The sequence below is a fragment of the Nocardioides sp. InS609-2 genome, from assembly GCF_023208195.1.
In the GTDB taxonomy this organism is placed as follows: Bacteria; Actinomycetota; Actinomycetes; order Propionibacteriales; family Nocardioidaceae; genus Nocardioides.
In genome coordinates this window covers 4,422,841-4,444,612 of record NZ_CP060034.1, presented here as the reverse complement: position 1 = coordinate 4,444,612, position 21,772 = coordinate 4,422,841, and the positions used below count along the sequence as shown (strand labels likewise).

The following is a 21,772-nucleotide window of genomic DNA, read 5'->3' as shown; positions in this document are numbered from 1 at the left end:
ACCCCACCACGCACGATGGGAGGCCCCTCTGATGGCTGCTCCTGCACTGATCGCCCTGGCCCACGGAAGCCGCGACCCGCGCTCCGCAAAGACCATCACCGCACTGGTCGACGAGGTGCGCTCGATGCGGCCCGACCTGCGCATCGAGCCTGCGTTCCTCGAGCTCTGCAAGCCGTCGTTCCAGACGGTGGTCGACAAGCTCGTGCGCGCCGGCTTCGACGAGATCGTCGTCGTGCCGCTGCTGCTCACCGAGGCCTACCACGCCAAGGTCGACGTGCCGTCGGCGATAGCGCTGGCGACCGAGCGGCACCCGGGCCTTCGCGTCCGGGCCACCAACGTGCTCGGCCTCGAGCAGGCCTTCCTGGAGGTCCTCGACATCCGCATGCGCGAAGCACTCAAGGACGCCCGCGTCCGTGAGCTCGACGCCCTCGTGCTCGCGGCCGCCGGCTCGTCCGACCCGCTCGCCAACCAGGCCGTCGCCCGGCTCGCCCGCGTCTGGGGCACCCGGCACAAGCTGCCCGTGACCGCGGCGTTCGCGTCGTCGGCTCCCCCGGCAACTGGCGAAGCGGTGCGCGCCTTCCGCGGTGAGGGACGTCGGCACATCGCCGTCGCGTCGCTGTTCCTCGCACCCGGGTTCCTGCCCGACCGTGCGGCCGAGCTGGCCACGGAGGCCGGCGCCATCGCGGTGTCGGCTCCCCTGGGTGCACACCCGGTGCTGGCTCGCACGATCCTGGCGCGCTACGCGGTGGGTGCGGTCGAGCTCGTCCCGGTGTGACGCTCAGTGCAGGTGCTTGAGCGCCTCACGGCGTGAGAGCCCGCTCAACCGGTCGGCGTGGGTGTCGACGAAGTCCAGCACCCACGCCGGATCGGTGCGCGCGTACTCCCGCAGCGCCCAGCCCACTGCCTTGCGGATGAAGAACTCCGAACCGTGCGGTGATCCTTCGAGGTTGTCGCTCACCACTTCTTCGAGCAGGTGTGTGTCCGTGGCCTCCTTGTGGCCGAGCTGCGCGATGACGCTGGTGCGGCGTACCCACAGGTCGTCGTCGACCGCCCACGCACGGATGACCGGCGTCACCTGCGCCCGGTGCACGGCGAGCACGTCGCCCACGAGGTGGGAGGCGATCTCGTCGACGACGTCCCACCAGCGCCCGGTGCGCACCAGGTGCACGTAGAGGTCCAGCAGCTCCGGCCCGTGCCAGCCGCGGTAGTAGCGATGCCGCAACAGGGCGAGCGCGGCATACCACTCCTCGCGGTGGGTCGCTCCGTCCCACAGGGCGCGTGCCGTGTCCTCCCATGTGCTCGAGTCAGGGATCCGGTGGCCGGCCAGGATCGGCCGCAGCAGCGCACGCAGCTCTGGCGCGGTCAGTCCGCGACAGGGCATCGCGGACTTCATGTAGGCCTGCTGCTGCACGGCTCGCTCGGCATCTCCGGCTGCGGCGAGGGCCTCCCGGATCGCCTCGACGAGGGCCGGATCGCTGTTCATCCGACGTACGTCGCCAGCAGGTGCTCGAGCTGTCGAGCGGGATCGGTGGTCAGCCCGCCGTGCACCGGGCCGGGCTGCACCACCGTCGAACGCGGGGCCTTGAGGAACCCGAAGCGCTGGCCGAGCGGCAACTGGGCGGCCTCACCGGCGCGCTCGTCCCCGCCGCACACGTGCTGGGCGAAGGTGAGTGCCGAGCACACCTGGTCGAGGTCGAGACGCGGGTCGAGTGCCGCCAGTCGCTCGCGGTCGACGTGCCAGGCCACGTCGAGATAGTCGGCCGCCTGGCAGTAGACGATCACGCCGACGTTCAGGAACTCCTCGCGGTCGGGGCGCGGCACGCAACGCAACGCGACGTACTGGTAGGCGAGGCGGGTCGTCACGCGCCACCTCCCGGGAGCCACTGGCGGGTGCCGAGCCGAGCAGAGAGGAACGCGACGTACGCCGCGCGCAGCGCGTCAGGGGACTCTGCGCCGGGCACGGGCTCGAGCCAGCCATCGGGTACGGCGGCCAGCACCTCGGTCAGGGCGGCCGGCGTGACGACGGCGCTGAGCTCCGCGTCGGCACTGGGTAGGGCTGGGACGTGTGCGCCGAACACGTGGTCGCTCACGCTCCACGGCTGACGGGCGAAGCGCTCGGGGTCGGTCACGCCGGCGCTCCACCCATGGTGGAAGTAGAGCGCCGCGCCGTGGTCGATCACCCACAGCTCGCCGTGCCAGAGCAACAGGTTGGGGTTGCGCCAGCTGCGGTCGACGTTGGCGCAGAAGGCGTCGAGCCAGAGCACCGACGCTGCCACCGGGTTGGGGGCTGGCAGGTCCTCGTCGAAGCCGAACGCACCGGGCAGGAAGTCGACGCCGAGGTTGAGCCCGGGGCTGGCGTTGAGCAGGTCCTGCACCTCCTCGTCGGCCTCGTAGCGCGCGATCTCGGGATCCAGCTCCAGCGCGACGAGCCGCGGGGTCAGCAGGCCGATGCGGCGGGCCAGCTCGCCGACGATCACCTCGGCGACCAGCACCCGGAGGCCCTGACCCGCGCCACGGAACTTGCACACGTAGGTGCCGAGGTCGTCGGCCTCGACGATGCCGGGCAGGCTGCCGCCCTCACGCAGGGGCGTGACGTAACGGGTGACTCCGACCGTGGGCAGGGTCGCGCCTTCGAGACTCGTGGCCGTCATGCGGTGTCCGACTCGGCCAGCCGCTTCTTCTCCACCTCGACGTCGAAGTCGGCTGCCGGCCACTGGAGGTCGAGCCGTCGCAGGCCCTGGAGCAACAGGTGCCCGATGGCCAGGTTGCGGAACCATTTCTTGTCGGCCGGGATGACGTGCCAGGGCGCGACCTGGGTGTGGGTGCGCTCCAGGGCCATCTCGTAGGCCTCCTGGTACGCCGGCCAGTGCGCGCGCTCGTCGACGTCAACGGGGTTGTACTTCCAGTGCTTCTCCGGGTTGTCGAGCCGCTCCTGCAGGCGGGCCTTCTGCTCTTCGACCCCGATGTGCAGCATGCACTTGATGATCGTGGTGCCGCCGTCGGCGAGCTCGCGCTCGAACGCGTTGATCGCGTCGTACCGCCTCTCGATCTCGTCAGCGTCGGCCCACTCGTGCACCTTGACGATGAGCACGTCCTCGTAGTGCGACCGGTCGAAGACACCGATGGTGCCCGGAGGGGGTGCGGCATTGCGGATGCGCCAGAGGAAGTCGTGCTTCTTCTCCTCGTCGGTCGGCGCCTTGAACGACGTGATGCGGACGCCCTGCGGGTCGACGAGCCCGACCGTGTGGCGCAGTGTGCCGCCCTTGCCGGAGGTGTCCATGCCTTGCAGCACCAGCAGGATGCGACGCTCCGACCCCGCCGAGCGCTCGGCGAACAGCCGCTCCTGCAGGTCTGCCAGCTCGGTCTCGAGGCCGACCAGCGCCTTCTCGCCGTCGCTCTTCTTCCCGGCGAATCCCGGCGCCGCGTCGGTCTCGACGGCAGTCAGGTCAACGGGGCCGGGGGGCAGGAGGAGGGCGGAGGTGTCCAACGCGTCGCTCATGTGCCCATCATGTCGGACCCGCGGCGGCGTGCGGGTCAGCCCACCACGCGCGCGGCATCGAGAGTGCACCCGACCACGGTGGCCGTGGTGCCGTCCGACTGCGGCTCGCCGAACCACAGCCCCCGAGTGAAGCCGACCTTGTCGAGCAGCCGCAGCGACGCCTCGTTGCGGTGGTCAGGCGCGGCGAAATAGTGGGCCACCTCGGGATGGCGCTGACGTGCCTTGAGCGCCCACGCCCACAGCACGCGGGTGCCGATGCCGCGGCCGACCCACTCGGGCTCCCCGATGGCGTAGTCGACACCCAGCGCCGCGGGGTCGGGGGTCAGCAGCGCGAACTCCGGGTAGTCGGCGATCTTGTAGTCCTGCACGAACCCGACCGAGCGCCCGTTGACCTCGGCGACCCACATCCGGGTCGGGGTCATGCCGTCGATGTCGGGACCGTACTGCGCCTCGACCCGCTCGGCCGACGGGTCGCCGTCGGAGGTCCACCACTTGTGGACGTGCTCTGCCTGCCGCCACTTCGTCACCAGCGGCAGGTCGCCACGCGACATCGCCCGGACCGACACCACCAGGTCGTGGTCGATCGCGAACCGCTTCACCTCACCCGAGAGGTCGATCGGCACCGGCTCGCTGATGAGGGTCGCGGCAGTACGACGCGCGGCAGCCGCCCACGACTCCCCCTCGCGGATCGTGCCGTCGAGCTCACGGTCGCCGTGGACCACGATCAGCCGGGAGCTCATCTGGCCAGCCGGCCGCGCTCGGCGTACGTGCGGCCACCGGCGGCGTTGGCGCCGCTGAAGTTGTGCGAGGCGACGAAGGCGTCCTCATGGACCGACAGGCGCGGGTGCAGCTCGTCGTACACGGGTTGGAGATCTGGCATGCCCGGCAACCTATCGAACGTCGAGGCCCGCCAGCTCCTCCTTGACCACCGCATAGGCGACGCCGGGCGAGTGACCCTTGCGCGCCAGAATGCCGACCAGCCTCCGGGTGGCCTTGTCGGTTTCGAGGCCCGCCACCGACTTCAGCTTGCGCCGGACCAGCTCGCGGGCGAGCTCGCGCTCGTCGTCGCCGTCGACCTGGTCGAGCGCCTCGCGGGCGATCTCGTCGTCGATGCCCAAGCGCTGCAGCTCGTGGGCCAGGGCTCGTCGGGCCAGCCCACGGCCGGAGCTGCGCTGCTGGACCCACTCGCGGGCGAAGGCCGCGTCGTCGACGAGGCCGACCTCCTCGAACCGGTCGAGCAGGCGCGTGGCCAGCTCGTCGGGCACGTTCTTCTGGGCCAGCTTCTCGGCCAGCTGGTGCCGGGTCCGCGCCCGGCCGGTCAGCTGGTCGAGCAGGATCTTGCGCGCGACGGCCTCCTGGTCGGCGGGCGGACCTTCGGCCCCAGGGTCGGGAGGCACGCCGGCCTCGCGGGTCCACGCGGCGACGCCAGCTGCCACATCGCCGCACACCACACCCATCGGTGATCGAGCCTGTCGAGATTCAGAAGCTGTCGACGCCGATGGGCTCATCGGAGAGGGCCTCCTCCGGCTTGTCGACCTGCGGGCCGACACCGAGCTTCTCGAGGATCTTCTTCTCGAGCTCGTTGGCGAGGTCGGGGTTGTCCTTGAGGAAGCTGCGGGCGTTCTCCTTGCCCTGGCCGAGCTGGTCGCCTTCGTAGGTGTACCAGGCGCCGGCCTTGCGGACGAGACCTGCTTCGACGCCCACGTCGATCAGGCCACCCTCGCGGGAGATGCCCTTGCCGTACATGATGTCGAACTCCGCCTGCTTGAACGGCGGGGCCACCTTGTTCTTGACGACCTTGACGCGGGTGCGGTTGCCGACCATGTCGGTGCCGTCCTTGAGCGTCTCGATGCGGCGCACGTCGAGACGCACCGATGAGTAGAACTTCAGCGCCTTGCCACCGGTGGTGGTCTCGGGCGAGCCGAACATGACGCCGATCTTTTCCCGCAGCTGATTGATGAAGATCATCGTGGTGCGGGAGTTGTTGAGCGCACCGGTCATCTTGCGCAGCGCCTGGCTCATCAGCCGGGCCTGGAGGCCGACGTGGCTGTCGCCCATCTCGCCCTCGATCTCGGCACGGGGCACGAGCGCGGCCACCGAGTCGATCACGATCAGCGACAGCGCGCCGGAGCGGATCAGCATGTCGGCGATCTCGAGCGCCTGCTCACCGGAGTCGGGCTGCGAGACCAGCAGTGCGTCGGTGTCGACACCGAGCGCCTTGGCGTAGTCGGGGTCGAGGGCGTGCTCGGCGTCGATGAACGCCACGATGCCGCCGGCCGCCTGGGCGTTGGCCACGGCGTGCAGGGCGACCGTCGTCTTGCCGGAGGACTCCGGACCGTAGATCTCGACGACCCGGCCACGCGGCAGGCCGCCCAGGCCGAGCGCGACGTCGAGGGCGATCGACCCCGTGGGGATCACCTCGAGCGGGGCACGCGTCTCGTCGCCCAGTCGCATGACCGAGCCCTTGCCGAACTGCTTCTCGATGTTTGCGAGTGCGGCATCCAGGGCCTTGTCGCGGTCTCCACCAGCCATGAGCGTGTCCTTAGTGTCGTGTCGGAATCGGGTACGTCGACGACGCTAGAACGAGCCACCGACAGTCCCTGATCAGGAGCGTCGAAGCCTGTGGACAACCTCGGCCGAGCGTCATACCCGTGGACCAAACATAGCCCGAACAGGTGTTCGACCACCGCTGATCGGCCGGCGTGTCGCGCGCCGTTCAGACGCTGACGCGCTGGGCCGCCGGCCGGCCACTCACGACACCCGCGGCGAGCACCCCACCGGCCAGCACCGCGGCGAAGGCGGTGAGCGCCGGATAGCCCCACTGCCCCACGATCACGCCGGCCACGGCACCGGCCGCGGCAGCGGTGAGACCCATCGTCATGTCGGAGGCGCCCTGCACGTCGGTGCGTACGTCGAGCGGCGCCAGGTCGGCGACCAGCGTCGACCCCGCGACCGTCGCGCACGACCAGCCCAGGCCCAGCAGGAACAGCCCTACGAAGATCTGCCAGGACGAGCCCTCGGGCGATCGCGCGCACAGCACGAGCGAGGCGAGCAGCACCCCGGCACCGACGAGCAGCATCGCCGGCCGGCCGATGCGGTCGGTCGCGAGGCCGACGAGCGGCGAGAACGCGAACATGCCCAGCACGTGCACCGAGATGACGAACCCGATCACGCGCAACTCGGCGCCGCCGTGCTCCATGTGGAGCGGGGTCATGATCATCACCGCGATCATCACGGCGTGGGCCGACGCGATGCCACCGATGGCGGCACCCAGCGCCGGCTGACGGCGTACGGCGTCGACGGCACGGCCCCACGAGGTGCCGGTGACGTCCTGCTCGGCCGCCCCGGCCGCCGCCCGCGCCGTCAGCAACGGGTCGGGGCGCAGGAAGGTGCCGATCACGACCGCGGCGATGACCATCGCGACACTGCCCAGCAGGAACGGGCCGGTGAGCGGAGGGATGCCCAGAGCATCGGCGAGCGCGCCGGCCGGACCGGTGAGGTTGGGCCCGAGGACGGCGCCGATCGTGGTCGCCCAGACAACGATCGCAAGCGAGCGAGCGCGGGTGGCCTCCGGCGCCAGGTCGGTGGCGGCGTACCGGGCTCCGGCATTGGCAGCCGTGGTCGAGCCCAACAGTGCGGCGCCGACCAGCAGCAGTGCCATCGAGTCGACCACCCCGGCCACCACGGCAAGCAGAGCACCGGCCGCGCCGACCAGCAGACCGGTGACCTGCCCGAAACGCCGGCCGCGGTGAGACATAGCCCGGGCGAGGAGGTACGACGCGACCGCGGCGCCAAGCACCTGCGTGGTCTGCGCCAGGCCGGCCTGGGTGTCGGAGCCGGAGATGTCGCGGGCCAGCAGGGACGCGGTGGCGACACCGATGGTGATGCCGACGGCGCCGATGGCCTGGCCGACGACCAGCACCCGCACCGTGCGGCGCTGGATCGCGACCAGATCGGGAGTGCTCATTGCTGGTTCTCGGGCAGCTCGAGCTTGCGCCAGACGGCGGCCCACACGGCCTTGGGGTCCTCGCCTGCCACCAGCGCCTCCTCGGCGGTGCGACCGCCCAGCTCACCGATCACCGTGAGGCTGGCCCAGGGACGCGCGTACGACGCACCCAGCGCCGTCTCCATCCGAGCCCAGAACTCGGTGTGTCTCATGAACGGCTCGCGATGACGCTGAGCCAGGGCTCACCGGTGCGGCCGATGTTGCGGGTGAGCGTGTCGACGCGCCAGCCGGCGCCGTCGAGCACCTGGCGCAAGGGCTCCTCGCGCCAGTAGACGAACCGGCGGGGTGCGTCGATGCTGCCGTGCCTCGACCACGCCTCTCCCTCACCCTCCTTGAGCGAGACGTGCAGCAGGCCACCGTCCCGGATGACGACGGCCAGCCGCTGCAGCACGGTGGGCAGGTCGGCTCGCTCGACATGTAGGAGGCAGGCGCTCGCCCAGACGCCGTCGTACGACGCGGGAGTGCCGAGGTCGTCGTGCAACGGGTCGACGACGCTGGCCTGCAGCCCGGCGTCGCGCAACAGCCTGACGAAGCCGGGGGTGATGTCGGTGCGTCGGACGTGCAGCCCGGCCGCCTCGAGCGCGCGGGCGTCGCGGCCGCCGCCACTGCCGATCTCGAGCACGCGTGCGCCGGCCCCGAGGCGCGCGGCGAACGTCTTGATGACGGCGCGCAGCTCGTCGCTCATGACGGCGGTGCCGTCGCGGTAGGCGGCGGCGTGGTCGTCGTACGCGCGGATCGTGGCGCGCAACGGGTCGTGGCCGACGTCGTGGAGGTGATGCACGATGTCGTGCAGGTGGTAGCGCCCCAGCGTGGTGATGGTGAACTCGCTGCCGTCGCTGCGGATGCCGGTGCGGCCGGCCGTCTCGTCGGTCACCGTGGCGTAGAGGCCGGCGACCGTGCCGGCCGCCTCGATCAGCGCGATGTCGACCTCGGCCGGGTCCTGGGCTGCGTAGTCGGACTCGAGCGCCGTGGCGTCCTGGTCCCAGTTGGCGAAGGCCGGCGCGTCCTCGGTGAGCATCAGGGTGAGCCGCTCGGCGAAGACCTGGTGCACGTCGCGCACGTGGCAGGCGTACTCCAGGGGCGACCAGGTCGACGCGTCAGGCCGCTCGCGCACGTCGGCCAGCCGGAGCACCTGCGACCACGTCGCGGTGGTGTCCCGGAGCAGCGCGGGCAGGTCTTCGAGCGCCAGCGTCGACGCGGCGAAACCGCAGTCGGGGCACGGGCGCTCGAGCACCCAGGTCCAGTCCTTGGTGTCACGGGCGATCGGCACTCGGCCATTCAACCAGCGGGTTCCGACAGTGGCAGCATGCGCCCATGGCTGCCGACTTCCCTGACCCCTTCGTCGTCCGAGACGCGACGCGCGACGACATCCCCACGATGTCCGCGATCTACGGCCGCGAGGCGAAGGAGGGGCACGCCCCCTTCGACATCGAGCCGCGATCGGACCAGGCCTGGGCGTCGTACGTCGATAGCCGGGCGCCCGGCGACTTCGCTCTGGTGGCTGCCGACGCGGCGAGCGGCGTGGTCGGCTACGCCTACTCGACGTCGTACCGACCGAATCCGGCGTACGTCCACACCCGCGAGTCGACCATCTACGTCGACCCGTCGGCGCAAGGGCGCGGCATCGGTCACGCGTTGTACGCCGAGTTGCTTGGGCGGATGCGCGGAGCCGGGGTGCACGTGGTGATCGCGGGCATCGCGCTGCCCAACGAGCCCAGCATCAAGATGCACCTCTCGTGTGGGTTCGAGCCGATCGGGACGTTCCGCGAGGTCGGGCGGAAGTTCGGCCGGTGGATCGACGTTGAGTTCTACGAGCTGCGCCTCTAGGCAAGTAGGACAGACGCTTCGCCGCCGCTGGGAGCGCGCCGCATGAGCCGCTGTCGATCGGTCGGACAAGTCAGTGCTGTGTGAGGTCTACCGGGTTGTGCTGTCCGGCTCGCGCGCTGCGGCTCGACGGGCGCGGTGGTTGGCGACGTTGGTGCGGTTCCCGCACAGGCCTGGCATGCAGTAACGGCGTCGGCCGGGCCGGGTGGTGTCGATGAACGCACCTCGGCAGTTGGGCGCGCTGCATGGGCGGAATCGCCCCTCGCCGAGGGTGTGTACGACGCCGAGGAGGCCGACGCCGCAGATGAGTGAGAGAGCGTCGAAGACGGTTGCCTCGGAGCGAAGCGATACGGCCCAGCGGGTGCGGTGCTCGTGCGCGGGGTCGCGAATGAGGGTGGCGCCACCGGCGGAGGAGGTGAGCACGCTGGCGCCGGCGATGAGGTAGCCGCGGTCGGGGTGATCGATCAGATCACGCACCGTGATGCGTAGCGCGCGGACCGCCCGCAGGTCGGCTGGTCGGGCGCGGCGGGCGAGTTCGTACAGCTCGCTTGGGCCGTCGCTCCGAACCTGTTCGTCTCTCGCGTGGTGGACGTGACGATCGGTGAACGCTACGAGGGCGGCCAGGTCGGGCAGGTGGTCGTCGCCGCGCCACACCTCGGCGGTGGTGTTGATCAGGTCGGTGGCGACGCCCGCCGCCCAGGCGTAATCGTCTAACGCAGTTTGCATCCCTTACCACCTCGGGCTAGATTCTAGCCAACAACCTACTTTAGCCCTTACGCGACCAGGGAGGACCTTACCCATGCTGGCCTGCGAGATCGATGCCGTCGTGGTCGACGTACTCGGCACGCTCGTCGACGAACCCGCCGGGATATGCGCCGGTATCCGTGACCTCGCTCCGTCGCTTGCCGATCTCGCTGTCGACGAGTTGTGGCAGCTGTGGCAACGCCACATTGACAGCGAGCAACGACGCATCCTTGACGGCAGCCGGCCCTACACCGCCAGCGACGGCCTCGACAGCGAGGCCGCCAAGCTCGTCGCCGACGCCGCCGGAATCGACGACCCTGCCGCCGTCGATGCGCTTGCACTGTCGGGCCGACGCCTGCCGGCCTGGCCCGACACCGTGCTTGGTCTTGCCCGCCTCGCTGAACGTTTTCCGCTGATCGGACTCTCAAACGCCAGCCGCACGGCGCTTCTGGGACTCAACGCTCACGCGGACCTGCGGTGGCACCAGGCGCTCTCCGCCGAGGACGCTCGGACCTACAAGCCAGCCCCGTCCGTCTACAAGCTTGCTGTCGCCGTGTCCGGAGCGCCGCCGGAGCGGCTGCTCATGGTCGCTGCCCACGCCTGGGATCTGCGCGGAGCGCAGAACCTCGGCCTGCGCACCGCCTACGTTGCCCGACCCGTCGGCGACCCGCCAGCACCCTCGGATCGATTCGACCTGCACGCCGAGAATCTCGCCGACCTGGCCGACCAGCTCGGTGATCCCATCCGATGAGCCGGCTGCCCACCACCGCCACCAACGAGGAGACCTCGGCCAAAGCGAGCATCGGGACCCGACCCGCAGCCACCACCCAGAATCGGATCGTCGAACGCCACCGAGGTCCGACCAAGAGTCTGGGAGAGTCGCAGCCCAGAGGTGCCATTCCGAGTTGTGGTGTTCGGACCGTCGCAAGTCCCCATCTCCCAGAACGCAAGGACATCCGCGCATTGCGGCACGCTCAACCCAGCGTCCCCATCGGGGGATCGAGGCTACGTGAGGAGGAGCTTGTCGAGGCGGCGGCGCACGACGGCGAGGCCGATCAACCCCATCACGACGAGGTAGCCGACCGACACCGCGCTCGCCCAGGTGACGGAGCCGGTGGTGAGCTCCCGGCAGAGCACGACACCGCGGTAGAGCGGCGTGCACTCGACGACCCACTGCAGCCAGCCCGGGAACGCGGTGAGCGGGAAGAACGTAGCCGAGAGAGGAACAGCGGCAGCTGCGCCAGGGTGATCTTGTCGAAGTCCTGCCAGCTCTTCATCCACGTCGTCAGCGCCATGCAGACGGCCGAGAACGCGAAGCCGATGAGCAGCACCGCCGGCAGGGCCAGCACCGCCCACCACGAGCTGATGAGATCCATCGCCAGCATCACCAGCAGGAACGCTGCGGAGTAGGTGCCGCCGCGGAGCTGCCCCCACGCGATCTCGCCGCGCGCGATGTCGGACGTGCTAAGGGGCGTCGCGAGCATCTGGTCGTAGAGCTTGTCGTACTTGAGCTTGAAGAAAACGTTGTACGTCGAGTCGATGAGGGCGCCGTTGAACGCGCTCGCGGCCAGCATGCCGGGCGCGACGAACTCGGCGTACGGGATGACCTGGCCGTTGAACTCGAAGGTGTCGATGAGCGCGCCGACACCGATGCCGATGGAGAGCAGGTAGAAGACGGGCTCGAGGAACCCGGTCAGGAAGAGCTTCCACGAAGCCTTGTAGGTGATGTAGTTGCGCTGGACCAGCAGGGACGTGGCCTGCACCGGGGTCAGGATGGCCATCAGCGCACCAACCGCTTCGTCAGGCCAGTCACGGCGAACAGGTAACCGACGACCGCGAGCGACACCAGCACCGCGACGTTGACCGCGGCGAGCGACCAGTCGACGTTGTCGACGAGGAACATCCGCGACAGGTTGACGCCGTGCCACAGCGGGGTGAGGCGGGCGACCCAGGCGCCGAAGTCACCGAGGTTGGCGATCGGGAAGAACGCGCCCGAGAACAGGAACAGCGGAAAGACCACGAGACGGAAGAAGACGCCGAACCCGGCTTCGGACTTGAGGCGTACGGAGAACGCGAACGTCAGCGCCGCGAAGGCCATGCCGACGAGGACCTGCCCGAGATAGGCGAGCGCCACACCCCACCACGTCTCGAACAGCCCGAACGGCGCGACGACCAACATGAAGACGGCGCAGGTCACGAGCAACCGGAACAGCACGAACAGCAGGTGTGCGCCGACCAGGTCGCGCACCCGCAGCGGCGTGGCGAGCATCGAGTCGTAGACCCGCTGCCACTTGATCATGCCCATCACCGGGTAGGTCATCTCACCCACCGCGGTCTGCATGGCGTGGGCGGCGACGAGGCCGGGCACGATGAAGGCGAGGTACGACGTGGCGCCCTCGAGCTGTTCGGGGTCGCCGTCGATGAAGCCGCCCAGAAGCACGCCCATCGCCAGCACGTAGAAGATCGGCGACACGAAAGAGCTGATGACGCTGCCCTTCCACGTGCGCTTGTAGACGGTCCACCAGTAGTCGAACTGACGGGTGACGCCCTCGCCACGGGCAAGCGTCGGCGTGGCGCTCGTCGCCGCCATCAGTCGACCAGCGTCCGGCCGGTGAGCGCGAGGAAGACGTCTTCGAGGGTGGAGCGACGCACGAGTACGGCGACGGGCTGGAGGCCGCGCTCATGCACCTTGGCGATGACCTCCTCGCCGTCCTGGCTGTAGACGAGGACACGGTCGGGCAGCACCTCGAGGCGGCCCAGGTCGGCGACCTTCTCGGCGTGCTGCTCGTTCTCGCCGACGGCGAAGCGCAGCTCGGCGACTTCGCGGGTCGAGTGGTCGCGGATCAGGTCGAGCGGCGAGCCCTCGGCCACGATCAGGCCCTTGTCCATCACGACGAGGCGGTCGCAGAGCTGCTCGGCCTCGTCCATGTAGTGGGTGGTGAGCACGATCGTCACGCCCGACTGCTTGAGCCGGAACAGCTGGTCCCACAGCACGTGGCGGGCCTGCGGGTCGAGGCCGGTGGTGGGCTCGTCGAGCAGCAGCAGGTCGGGTGAGTTGATCAGGCTGCGGGCGATCGTGAGCCGGCGCTTCATGCCGCCGGAGAGGTCCTCGACCTTGGACTTGCGCTTGTCGATCAGCTGCACGAACTCGAGCAGCTCCTCGGCGCGCGCCCGGACCTCGACCTTGCCGAGCCCGAAGTAGCGGCCGTAGATGTAGAGGTTGTCGAAGACGTTGAGCTCGTTGTCGAGGGTGTCCTCCTGCGGGCAGACACCCAGCCGGCCGCGGATCGTCGGGCCATCGGTCGCCGGGTCCATGCCGAGGATGCGCAGCTCTCCCCCGCTGATCGGAGACACCGCCGCCACCATGCGCATCGTGCTCGACTTGCCCGCGCCGTTGGGTCCGAGGAAGCCGAACGACTCGCCGCGGCGTACCTCCACGTCGATGCCCTTGACGGCCTCGAAGTCACCGAACGACTTGCGCAGCCCCCGGGCCGAGATCATTGCTTCAGTCACAAGTCGAGACCCTAGAACAGTTCACCGACATTCCTCACCGCGATATCTCCAGCGCAACCTGTCACGCAAATGAGGTCATGACGCGTCAAGAAGGTGTGGACGTTGAGACGATGGAAGGCATGGGGGCCAGGGCGATCGTGGAGCAGTCACGCGCCTCGCCCTCGGGTGCGCCCGACGACTTCGAAGCATTCGTCGCCGAGACCGCTGGGCGTCTGATGCGTACGGCCGTGCTCCTGTGCCGCGACCACCACCTGGCCGAGGACCTGACCCAGACGACGTACGCCAAGCTCTTCGCCTCGTGGCGGCGGGTGAGGGCGTCGAGCAATCCGCTGGGCTACGCCCGGACGACGCTCCTGCGCACGTTCCTGTCCCAACGCCGGCTGCGCAGCTCCACCGAGCGACCCAGCGACTCCCTGCCTGAGCTTGCCGCGCCCGGCACCGACCATCCGCAACGCCTCGACCTGCTGACCGCGCTCGCAGAGCTGAGCCCGGACGACCGGGCGGTGCTGGTGCTGCGCTACTGGGAGGACCTCAGCGTCGCTGAGACGGCGCACCTGCTCGACATCAAGCAGACGACCTGCCGGGCCCGCGCCTCGCGCGCCCTGGCTCGGCTCCGCACCCGATTTCCCGACCTGGAGGACCGGTCATGAAGCTCGAAGAGATGATGCGCGACGCCACTGACGACACCGTCGTCGACATTGACTGCCTGACCCGCGGCGCCAGCAGCCAAGGTCGCGGCATCCGACGTCGCCGGAGGCTGACTCTCGCCACGTCCGGCGCTGCCTGCGCCGTTGTCGCCACCCTTGCCGTGTCGATCGCGATGTCAGGCACCGGACCTGATGCGGCGGTGGACCCGTCCGTCGACACGGGGACGGCTACCCAGCAGGACGCGCGACCGGTCACCCAGGTGCCGCTGGACGGCAGAGCTACCGCGGCACTGTTGAGGGCCGCGGTCGGCGACCGGGCCGACGGCACATTCGACGCGTACGCCGGCCAGGGAACGCCGCACAGCGGCTCGGCGGACACCTATGCCGAGTTCGTATTCGCACCGGCGGGCCAGGTCGGGTCGGGAGTGGTCGGCGTGAACGTTCAGGACGTCGCGGTCCTGGAGGGCGAGCCCCGCTCGTGCCAGGGCTACATGCGCGACTGTGTCGTGACCCGGCTGCCCGGCGGAGACCTGCTGCGCACCTACGTCGACATGGCCGAGTCTGCCGCCGGCAACGACGTGCGCAGGGTCGCCGAATTGCTCTCCGATGCGCGAGGACTGCGCATCGTGGTCTCGGCCACCAACGGCTTCGACCGCAGCGGCAACGAGTGGGACGTCACTCGCGACACCCCCGTGCTGACGGCCGATCAGCTCCGGACGGTGGTCACCGACGCCAGGTGGGCATTCGAGGTGCCAGCGCAGTACGCCGAGCAGGGAGCCGAGTTGACGCCGTACGTGGATCTCGATGCAGACCGCGGTGACTGGCTCTCGCCGGAAGAAGACGCGGCCCGCGGCTGACCTACGCCGCCCGGGCCAGCTCGAGGCGCGGCAACGGCTGCGGCCCGGGCGCCTGCGGCTCCGGACACGTAGCCGTGACCCGTCGGCGTGATCGTCTCCACCTGGTGGCGTGGCACTGGCCGGGGGCTGGCGTGGTGTCGCGCGACTCACGCCCCCCGACTGATCGCGAACGCCGTGATGAACCCCAGCGTCGCGATCAGCCCGGTCCACAGCCGGGTCTCCTCGAACGCCTCCGGGATCATCGTGTCGGCGATCATGGCGAGGATCGCGCCGGCGGCGACCGCGGTGATGGCCGCGACGGTGTTGTCGGACGCTCCCTCGAGCAGGAGCACGCCGATCGCGCCGGCCAGCCCGCTGATGACCGCGATGCCGATCCAGACGCCGAACACGAACACCGGTGAGCGCCCGGCGCGCTTCATCCCCGCCGTACTGGACAACCCCTCGGGCAGGTTGGAGATGAAGATCGCGGCGAGCACCGGCACACCGACGCCGTGCCCGCCGAGCAGCGAGAGGCCGAGCACGACTGACTCGGGTACGCCGTCCAGCAGGGCCCCGAGGGCGATCGCCGTGCCGCTGCCCTGCTGGTCCTCCTCGCCCGGTTGGAGCCCACTCGACCTCTTGCGGTGCTGGGCGCCGCGACGGGCCAGCAGTACGTTGCCCGCGACGTACGCCAGGGCCCCGCCGAGGAAGCCGATGACCGTGGGCAGCACTCCACCGATGTCGGCGGCTTTGCCGACTAGGTCGAAGGCCAGCGCGGAGACGAGCACGCCTGCACCGAAGGCCATCACGGCATAGGCGATGACGGTGGGGACCCGCACCAGCCAGGCCACGAGCGCGCCGAGCACGAGAGCTCCGCCGGCGAGGAGTCCCCAGAGGCCGGCCTCCATCCAAGTGGTCACGGTGACCCACCGTAGAGCCCCGATGTCGGTGGTGTGGGAGAGGATGACGCCCGTGACCGCCCTCGACCGTTTCAGCGCCCCGACCCGGGCCTGGTTCGAGTCCGCCTTCGCCGCGCCGACACCGGCCCAGGAGGGTGCCTGGGAGGCGATCAGCCACGGCCGGCACGCACTCGTGGTCGCGCCGACCGGGTCGGGCAAGACACTCAGCGCGTTCCTGTGGTCCATCGACCAGCTACTCACCAGCGAGCGGCCGGCCGACAAGGCACGGCGCACCCGCGTGCTCTACATCTCCCCGCTGAAGGCGCTCGCCGTCGACGTCGAGCGCAACCTCCGGGCGCCCCTCACCGGCATCGGCCATGCCGCCGCACGGCTGGGCACGAGCGTGCCCGACGTGACCGTGGGGCTCCGATCGGGTGACACGTCGGCGGCCGATCGACGTCGTCTGGTCAGCACGCCTTCGGACATCCTGATCACCACGCCCGAGTCGCTGTTCCTGATGCTCACCAGCCAGGCCCGCGAGACCCTCCGCGGCATCAAGACGGTGGTCATCGACGAGGTGCATGCAGTCGCCGGGTCCAAGCGCGGCGCCCATCTCGCGCTCAGCCTCGAGCGTCTCGACGCGTTGCTCGACAAGCCAGCGCAACGCATCGGTCTCTCGGCCACCGTGCGCCCGCTCGAAGAGGTGGCCCGATTCCTCGGCGGCTCCGCACCGGTCGAGATCGTCTCCCCACCGAGTCAGAAGGCCTGGGACCTCCGCGTCGTCGTACCCGTGGAGGACATGACCGCACCCGGTGAGTACGACGAGGAGTCGGGCGATCCGGGCCGGGCAGCCAGCATCTGGCCGCACGTCGAGGAGCACGTCGTCGACCTGATCGAGCAGCACCGCTCGACCATCGTGTTCGCTAACAGCCGGCGGCTGGCCGAGCGGCTGACGGCCCGGCTCAACGAGATCGCGGCCGAGCGCGCCGGCGAGCGGCAGGAGCAGCAGACCGGCCCGCCCGCCCAGATGATGGCCCAGTCCGGTCAGTCGCACGGTGCCGAGGCCGTCATCGCCAAGGCCCACCACGGCTCGGTCAGCAAGGAGCAGCGCGCCCTCATCGAGGACGACCTCAAGCGTGGTCGCCTGCCCGCCGTGGTCGCCACCAGCAGCCTCGAGCTCGGCATCGACATGGGCGCGGTAGACTTGGTCATCCAGATCGAGAGTCCGCCCAGCGTGGCCAGCGCCCTGCAACGCGTCGGCCGCGCGGGGCACCAGGTGGGCGAGACCAGCCGCGGGGTGCTGTTCCCCAAGCACCGCGCCGACCTCGCCCCCACCGCGGTCACGGTCGAACGCATGCGCTCAGGCGCGATCGAGAGCCTGCGGGTGCCCACGAACCCCCTCGACGTGCTCGCCCAGCAGATCGTCGCCATGACGGCGATGGACGCCTGGGGCGTCGACGACCTCTTCGAGCTGGCGGTCCGCAGCGCCGCGTTCACCCATCTGCCACGCTCCGCCTACGACGCGGTGCTCGACCTGTTGAGCGGTCGCTACCCGTCCGACGAGTTCGCCGAGCTGCGCCCGCGGATCGTCTGGGACCGTGTCACCGGCCAGCTCACCGGCCGCCCCGGCGCCCAGCGGCTTGCGGTGACCAGCGGCGGCACGATCCCCGACCGCGGGCTCTTCGGCGTCTTCCTCGTCGGCGAGGGCACCGGCCGTCGGGTGGGTGAGCTCGACGAGGAGATGGTCTACGAGTCCCGCGTCGGCGACATCTTCGCCCTCGGCGCGACGAGCTGGCGCATCGAGGACATCACCCACGACCGCGTGCTCGTCACCCCAGCGCCGGGCATCCCCGGCCGACTCCCGTTCTGGACGGGCGACACCCTCGGCCGCCCGGCCGAGCTCGGTGCGGCGATCGGCGCGTTCACCCGCGAGCTGGGCGCGATGCCGCGCGCCAAGGCAGTTGCCGAGCTCCGCGCCCACGGCCTGGACGCCTACGCCGCCGACAACCTGGTCGGCTACCTCGCCGAGCAGACCGAGGCCACCTCCGTCCTGCCCAGCGACACCACGCTGCTCGTCGAGCGCTTCCGCGACGAGCTCGGCGACTGGCGCCTGGTGATCCACTCCCCCTACGGCACGCCGGTGCACGCGCCCTGGGCGCTGGCCATCAACGCCCGGCTGCGCGAGAGGTACGGCGTCGACGGCCAGGCAGTCGCGTCCGACGACGGCATCGTCGTGCGCATCCCCGACACCGACGCCGAGGCCCCGCCCGGCGACATCATCGTCTTCGCGCCCGACGAGATCGACGACCTGGTGACCCAGGAGGTCGGCGGTAGCGCGTTGTTCGCGAGCCGCTTCCGGGAGTGTGCCGCCCGGGCGTTGTTGCTTCCGCGGCGCGACCCTGGCCGTCGCAGCCCGCTGTGGCAGCAGCGCCAGCGCAGCGCGCAGCTGCTCGAGGTCGCTGCGCAGTACCCGTCCTTCCCGATCGTCCTCGAAGCGGTGCGCGAGTGCCTCCAGGACGTCTACGACCTGCCCAGCCTGGTGGCCCTGATGCGCCGCATCGACCGGCGCGAGGTGACGGTCACCGACGTGGCCACCACGCAGCCGTCGCCGTACGCCCGCAGCCTGCTCTTCGGCTACGTCGCCCAGTTCGTCTACGAAGGCGACTCCCCCATCGCCGAACGCCGGGCGGCCGCGCTCAGCCTCGACCAGGGCCTGCTCGCCGAGCTGCTCGGCCGGGCCGAGCTGCGCGAGCTGCTGGACCCGCAGGTGCTCGCCGACGTGGAGGCCGAGCTCCAGTGGCTGGCCGAGGGCCGGCAGGCGAAGACCGCCGAGGCCGTGACCGACCTGCTGCGTCTCCTCGGGCCGCTCACCACCGTCGAGATCACCGATCGTGCCGTCGACGGGGCTGACGTCGACGAGTGGCTGGCCACGCTGACCGCCGCCCGGCGGGTGGTCGAGATCCGGATGGCTGCCCAGCAGCGCTGGGCGATCGTCGAGGACGTCGGGCGGCTCCGTGACGCGCTCGGAGTGCCCGTGCCCGCCGGCACACCCGACGTCTTCGCCGACCCGGTCGACGATCCGGTAGGCGACCTGGTGGCCCGCTTCGCGCGCACCCACGGCCCGTTCACCACCGACGAGGTCGCGACCCGGCTGGGTCTGGGTGCCGCGGTGGCCCGGCACACCCTGCAGCGGCTGGCCGCGCGCGGTCGCGTTCTCGAGGGGGAGTTCCGGCCCGCCGGCGCCGGCTCCGAGTGGTGTGACGCCGAGGTGCTGCGCAAGCTTCGTCGCCGGTCGCTTGCGCTGCTCCGCAAGGAGGTCGAGCCAGTCGAGCCCGATGCGCTGGGTCGCTTCCTGCCGGCCTGGCAGCACGTCGTCGGCCGCGGGCTTCGGGGCGTGGACGGCGTCCTAGCCGCCATCGACCAGCTGTCCGGAGCACCCATGCCGGCCAGTGCGCTCGAGTCACTGGTCCTGCCGGCCCGGGTCCGCGACTACCAACCCGCCCACCTCGACGAGCTCACCGCCGCCGGGGAGGTCGTGTGGGCCGGCCACGGTCCGCTGCCCGGCGCCGACGGCTGGGTCAGCCTCCACCTCGCCGACCAGGCCGACGTCACCCTCCCCGAGCCGATGCCGTTCCAGCAGGCCGAGCTGCACCAGTCGGTGCTCGACGCGCTCGCTCCTGGCGGCGCCTGGTTCTTCCGGCAGCTCGCGGACGCCGTGGCCAGCGCCGACGACGGGGCTCTCAGCAAGGTGCTGTGGGACCTCGTCTGGGCAGGTCGCATCAGCAACGACACTCTCACTCCCCTGCGGGCGCTGACCCGCGCCGGCACCACCACCCACCGCAGCCGCCGGCCCCCGCCACGCACGGGGCGTGGCTCACTCCCCCGACGCACCGGCCCGCCCGAGACCGCCGGCCGCTGGGCCGCCCTGCCTGCTCTGGACGTCGACCCGACGCGTCGTGCGCATGCCGTTGCCGAACGGCTTCTCGACCGGCACGGCGTGGTCACCCGCGGAGCGGTGGTCAGCGAACGCCTGCCCGGTGGCTTCGCCGCGGTCTACAAGGTGCTCAGTGCCTTCGAGGACTCCGGCCGCTGCCGTCGCGGCTACTTCGTCGGCGGCCTCGGCGCAGCCCAGTTCGGCACCACCGGCGCCATCGACCGGCTCCGCACCTTCTCCGAGGTCGCGCCCGACGCGACCCCGGTTGCCGTGGCACTCGCGGCCACCGACCCGGCCAACCCGTTCGGCGCGGCGTTGCCGTGGCCGGTCGGTGACGCCGAGGCCGGCGGCCACCGACCGGGTCGCAAGGCCGGCGCACTGGTCGTGCTGGTCGACGGTCACCTCGCCCTGTACGTCGAGCGCGGCGGCCGCACCCTGCTCACCTGGGGCGACGACGGCACCCGCCTCGGCCCGGCCACGCAGGCCCTCGCCGACGCCGTACGCCGCGGCGCACTCGGCCGGCTCACGGTCGAGAAGGCCGACGGCGCCCAGCTGCTCGGGGCCGGTCAGACTCCCCTCCGTGCGGCTCTTCAGGATGCCGGATTCGTGTCGACGCCGAAGGGGCTACGGCTTCGCGGCTGAGCACCGCGTCGCGCGGGCGTAAGGTGGGCTGATGGAGACGCGCCGTGCCAGAGGGTGACACCGTCTGGCGCGCGGCCCGCACCCTCGATCGCGCGCTTGCCGGCCACGTCCTCACGGCCTCCGACTTCCGCGTCCCGCAGCTCGCGACCGCCGACCTGAGCGGCTCCCGCGTCGTCTGCACGCTCTCGCGCGGGAAGCACCTGCTGACCCGCCTGCAGGGCGGCGAGACGGGCGGCGCCGACTGGACGCTGCACACGCATCTGAAGATGGAGGGCGGCTGGGAGATCTACACGCTCGGCCAGCGCTGGCGGCGGCCGGCCAAGGACGCCCGCGTCGTACTCACCACCGACGAGCGCGTGGTCGTCGGCTTCAGCCTCGGCATCGTCGAGCTCGTGCCTCGGCACGAGGAGCAGCGCGTCGTCGGCCACCTCGGCCCCGACCTGCTCGGCCCCGACTGGAACGAGGAGGAGGCGCTACGCCGCCTGCGTCAGGACCAGTCGCGCCCGCTCGGTGAGGCACTCCTCGACCAGACCAGCCTGGCCGGCATCGGCAACATGTATGCCTCCGAGCTGTGCTTCACCAGTGGAGTGCATCCGCTGACGCCGGTCGGCGAGGTCGACGACCTGCCGCGGCTGGTGCGCCGGGCCAGGCAGATGCTCGACCACAACAAGGAGCGCGCCGAGCAGACCACCACCGGCGACCTGCGACGCGGTCGTCGCATGTGGGTCTATCGACGCGACGAGCAGCCGTGCCTGCGGTGCCAGACACCGATCAAGGTGCACATGCAGGGCGACCCGGGCAAGGAGCGCGCCAAGTACTGGTGCCCGAGCTGCCAGCCGGCACCCGGCTGAAGACCCGGTCAGGCAGCGCTGGCGACGACGTCGCCACGCTTGGCACGAGCGACCTCGATGGGCGTGGCCGCCACGGACGCCTCTTCGACGGCGACAGCACGGCTGACGTCATGGAGGACCGACGACAGCGGCACCTCGAGCGCCGAGCACAGCGAGGCGAGCAGCTCGGAGGAGGCTTCCTTCTGGCCGCGCTCGATCTCGGAGATGTAGCCCAGGCTGACTCGCGCCTCGGCTGAGACCTCGCGCAGCGTCATCCCGCGCGCCAGGCGACGGTCGCGCAGGACGTCGCCGAGCACTCGACGGAAGAGCACCATGCGTCTGTCCTTCCCGACAGGAGACCGGTCTGTGAGGCCCAACGCTACCCGACGGGCCTTTCT

The 21,772-nt window shown here is 70.7% G+C and carries 24 protein-coding genes; 7 read left to right on the top strand and 17 right to left on the bottom strand.

Features of this window, described 5'->3' with window-relative positions; genetic code table 11:
* The first annotated feature begins 31 nt into the window (after window positions 1-31).
* Complete coding sequence (locus H4Q84_RS22710; protein ID WP_248581325.1) at window positions 32-775, top strand: sirohydrochlorin chelatase; 744 nt, start codon at window positions 32-34, stop codon at window positions 773-775.
* Between the two features lie 3 nt (window positions 776-778).
* Here the strand turns inward: H4Q84_RS22710 and H4Q84_RS22705 are convergent, their stop codons facing one another.
* The 11 genes from H4Q84_RS22705 to H4Q84_RS22655 form a co-directional block, all read right to left on the bottom strand.
* Window positions 779-1,483 (bottom strand): DNA alkylation repair protein, encoded by a 705-nt coding sequence (locus tag H4Q84_RS22705; RefSeq protein ID WP_248581324.1) that lies wholly within the window; start codon window positions 1,481-1,483, stop codon window positions 779-781.
* Entirely contained in the window at window positions 1,480-1,863 is a 384-nt protein-coding gene (locus H4Q84_RS22700; protein WP_248581323.1) for a DUF3037 domain-containing protein, read from the bottom strand. Before H4Q84_RS22700 ends, H4Q84_RS22705 begins: the two co-directional genes overlap by 4 nt.
* Complete coding sequence (locus H4Q84_RS22695; protein WP_248581322.1) at window positions 1,860-2,651, bottom strand: HipA family kinase; 792 nt, start codon at window positions 2,649-2,651, stop codon at window positions 1,860-1,862. The genes H4Q84_RS22700 and H4Q84_RS22695 overlap by 4 nt, the downstream gene beginning before the upstream one ends.
* Complete coding sequence (locus H4Q84_RS22690) at window positions 2,648-3,499, bottom strand: PPK2 family polyphosphate kinase (protein ID WP_248581321.1); 852 nt, start codon at window positions 3,497-3,499, stop codon at window positions 2,648-2,650. The genes H4Q84_RS22695 and H4Q84_RS22690 overlap by 4 nt, the downstream gene beginning before the upstream one ends.
* Window positions 3,500-3,534: 35 nt before the next feature.
* Complete coding sequence (locus H4Q84_RS22685) at window positions 3,535-4,239, bottom strand: GNAT family N-acetyltransferase (protein WP_248581320.1); 705 nt, start codon at window positions 4,237-4,239, stop codon at window positions 3,535-3,537.
* Window positions 4,236-4,379: a hypothetical protein gene (locus tag H4Q84_RS22680; RefSeq protein ID WP_248581319.1), complete on the bottom strand. Its 144-nt coding sequence runs from the start codon at window positions 4,377-4,379 to the stop codon at window positions 4,236-4,238. Before H4Q84_RS22680 ends, H4Q84_RS22685 begins: the two co-directional genes overlap by 4 nt.
* A gap of 10 nt (window positions 4,380-4,389) precedes the next feature.
* Window positions 4,390-4,956, bottom strand: coding sequence for a regulatory protein RecX (locus H4Q84_RS22675; RefSeq protein WP_248581318.1), 567 nt, complete (start codon window positions 4,954-4,956; stop codon window positions 4,390-4,392).
* Between the two features lie 22 nt (window positions 4,957-4,978).
* Window positions 4,979-6,031 carry a recombinase RecA gene (gene recA, locus H4Q84_RS22670; RefSeq protein WP_248581317.1) on the bottom strand — a complete coding sequence of 351 codons (1,053 nt, stop codon included), beginning with the start codon at window positions 6,029-6,031 and terminating at the stop codon, window positions 4,979-4,981.
* A 184-nt stretch (window positions 6,032-6,215) separates the two neighbouring features.
* Window positions 6,216-7,466 carry an MFS transporter gene (locus tag H4Q84_RS22665; protein ID WP_248581316.1) on the bottom strand — a complete coding sequence of 417 codons (1,251 nt, stop codon included), beginning with the start codon at window positions 7,464-7,466 and terminating at the stop codon, window positions 6,216-6,218.
* The gene (locus tag H4Q84_RS22660; protein ID WP_248581315.1) at window positions 7,463-7,657 is read right to left on the bottom strand and encodes a DUF3046 domain-containing protein; all 195 of its coding nucleotides are present in this window, start codon (window positions 7,655-7,657) and stop codon (window positions 7,463-7,465) included. Before H4Q84_RS22660 ends, H4Q84_RS22665 begins: the two co-directional genes overlap by 4 nt.
* Window positions 7,654-8,775 (bottom strand): methyltransferase, encoded by a 1,122-nt coding sequence (locus H4Q84_RS22655; RefSeq protein WP_248581314.1) that lies wholly within the window; start codon window positions 8,773-8,775, stop codon window positions 7,654-7,656. Before H4Q84_RS22655 ends, H4Q84_RS22660 begins: the two co-directional genes overlap by 4 nt.
* Before the next feature lie 44 nt (window positions 8,776-8,819).
* On the opposite strand from H4Q84_RS22655, the gene H4Q84_RS22650 reads away from it, so the two are divergent.
* On the top strand, window positions 8,820-9,332 hold the full coding sequence (locus tag H4Q84_RS22650) for a GNAT family N-acetyltransferase (RefSeq protein WP_248581313.1): 513 nt from the start codon (window positions 8,820-8,822) through the stop codon (window positions 9,330-9,332).
* 87 nt (window positions 9,333-9,419) lie between these two features.
* On the opposite strand, the gene H4Q84_RS22645 is transcribed toward H4Q84_RS22650, so the two are convergent.
* Window positions 9,420-10,055: a CGNR zinc finger domain-containing protein gene (locus H4Q84_RS22645; protein WP_248581312.1), complete on the bottom strand. Its 636-nt coding sequence runs from the start codon at window positions 10,053-10,055 to the stop codon at window positions 9,420-9,422.
* Between the two features lie 73 nt (window positions 10,056-10,128).
* Here H4Q84_RS22645 and H4Q84_RS22640 point away from each other — a divergent pair, with 73 nt between their 5' ends.
* Entirely contained in the window at window positions 10,129-10,824 is a 696-nt protein-coding gene (locus H4Q84_RS22640) for a haloacid dehalogenase type II (protein ID WP_248581311.1), read from the top strand.
* A gap of 313 nt (window positions 10,825-11,137) precedes the next feature.
* On the opposite strand, the gene H4Q84_RS22635 is transcribed toward H4Q84_RS22640, so the two are convergent.
* From H4Q84_RS22635 to H4Q84_RS22625, 3 genes are read right to left on the bottom strand one after another with little or no spacing between them, the layout of a single operon-like run.
* Complete coding sequence (locus H4Q84_RS22635; protein ID WP_248581310.1) at window positions 11,138-11,854, bottom strand: ABC transporter permease; 717 nt, start codon at window positions 11,852-11,854, stop codon at window positions 11,138-11,140.
* Window positions 11,854-12,663: an ABC transporter permease gene (locus H4Q84_RS22630; RefSeq protein WP_248581309.1), complete on the bottom strand. Its 810-nt coding sequence runs from the start codon at window positions 12,661-12,663 to the stop codon at window positions 11,854-11,856. The genes H4Q84_RS22635 and H4Q84_RS22630 overlap by 1 nt, the downstream gene beginning before the upstream one ends.
* Window positions 12,663-13,574 (bottom strand): ABC transporter ATP-binding protein, encoded by a 912-nt coding sequence (locus H4Q84_RS22625; protein WP_248583709.1) that lies wholly within the window; start codon window positions 13,572-13,574, stop codon window positions 12,663-12,665. The genes H4Q84_RS22630 and H4Q84_RS22625 overlap by 1 nt, the downstream gene beginning before the upstream one ends.
* Before the next feature lie 131 nt (window positions 13,575-13,705).
* Between H4Q84_RS22625 and H4Q84_RS22620 the strand changes: the two genes are divergently transcribed.
* Both H4Q84_RS22620 and H4Q84_RS22615 read left to right on the top strand, forming a co-directional pair.
* Complete coding sequence (locus tag H4Q84_RS22620) at window positions 13,706-14,236, top strand: SigE family RNA polymerase sigma factor (RefSeq protein WP_248581308.1); 531 nt, start codon at window positions 13,706-13,708, stop codon at window positions 14,234-14,236.
* Complete coding sequence (locus H4Q84_RS22615; protein WP_248581307.1) at window positions 14,233-15,090, top strand: hypothetical protein; 858 nt, start codon at window positions 14,233-14,235, stop codon at window positions 15,088-15,090. Before H4Q84_RS22620 ends, H4Q84_RS22615 begins: the two co-directional genes overlap by 4 nt.
* Window positions 15,091-15,236: 146 nt before the next feature.
* Here H4Q84_RS22615 and H4Q84_RS22610 read toward each other — a convergent pair whose 3' ends face one another.
* Window positions 15,237-15,989, bottom strand: coding sequence for a ZIP family zinc transporter (locus H4Q84_RS22610; protein ID WP_248581306.1), 753 nt, complete (start codon window positions 15,987-15,989; stop codon window positions 15,237-15,239).
* A 52-nt stretch (window positions 15,990-16,041) separates the two neighbouring features.
* On the opposite strand from H4Q84_RS22610, the gene H4Q84_RS22605 reads away from it, so the two are divergent.
* Both H4Q84_RS22605 and H4Q84_RS22600 read left to right on the top strand, forming a co-directional pair.
* Window positions 16,042-20,544 (top strand): ATP-dependent helicase, encoded by a 4,503-nt coding sequence (locus tag H4Q84_RS22605; RefSeq protein ID WP_248581305.1) that lies wholly within the window; start codon window positions 16,042-16,044, stop codon window positions 20,542-20,544.
* A 44-nt stretch (window positions 20,545-20,588) separates the two neighbouring features.
* Window positions 20,589-21,395: a DNA-formamidopyrimidine glycosylase family protein gene (locus H4Q84_RS22600; protein ID WP_248581304.1), complete on the top strand. Its 807-nt coding sequence runs from the start codon at window positions 20,589-20,591 to the stop codon at window positions 21,393-21,395.
* A gap of 8 nt (window positions 21,396-21,403) precedes the next feature.
* Here the strand turns inward: H4Q84_RS22600 and H4Q84_RS22595 are convergent, their stop codons facing one another.
* Complete coding sequence (locus tag H4Q84_RS22595; protein WP_248581303.1) at window positions 21,404-21,709, bottom strand: helix-turn-helix transcriptional regulator; 306 nt, start codon at window positions 21,707-21,709, stop codon at window positions 21,404-21,406.
* Window positions 21,710-21,772: the final 63 nt, after the last annotated feature.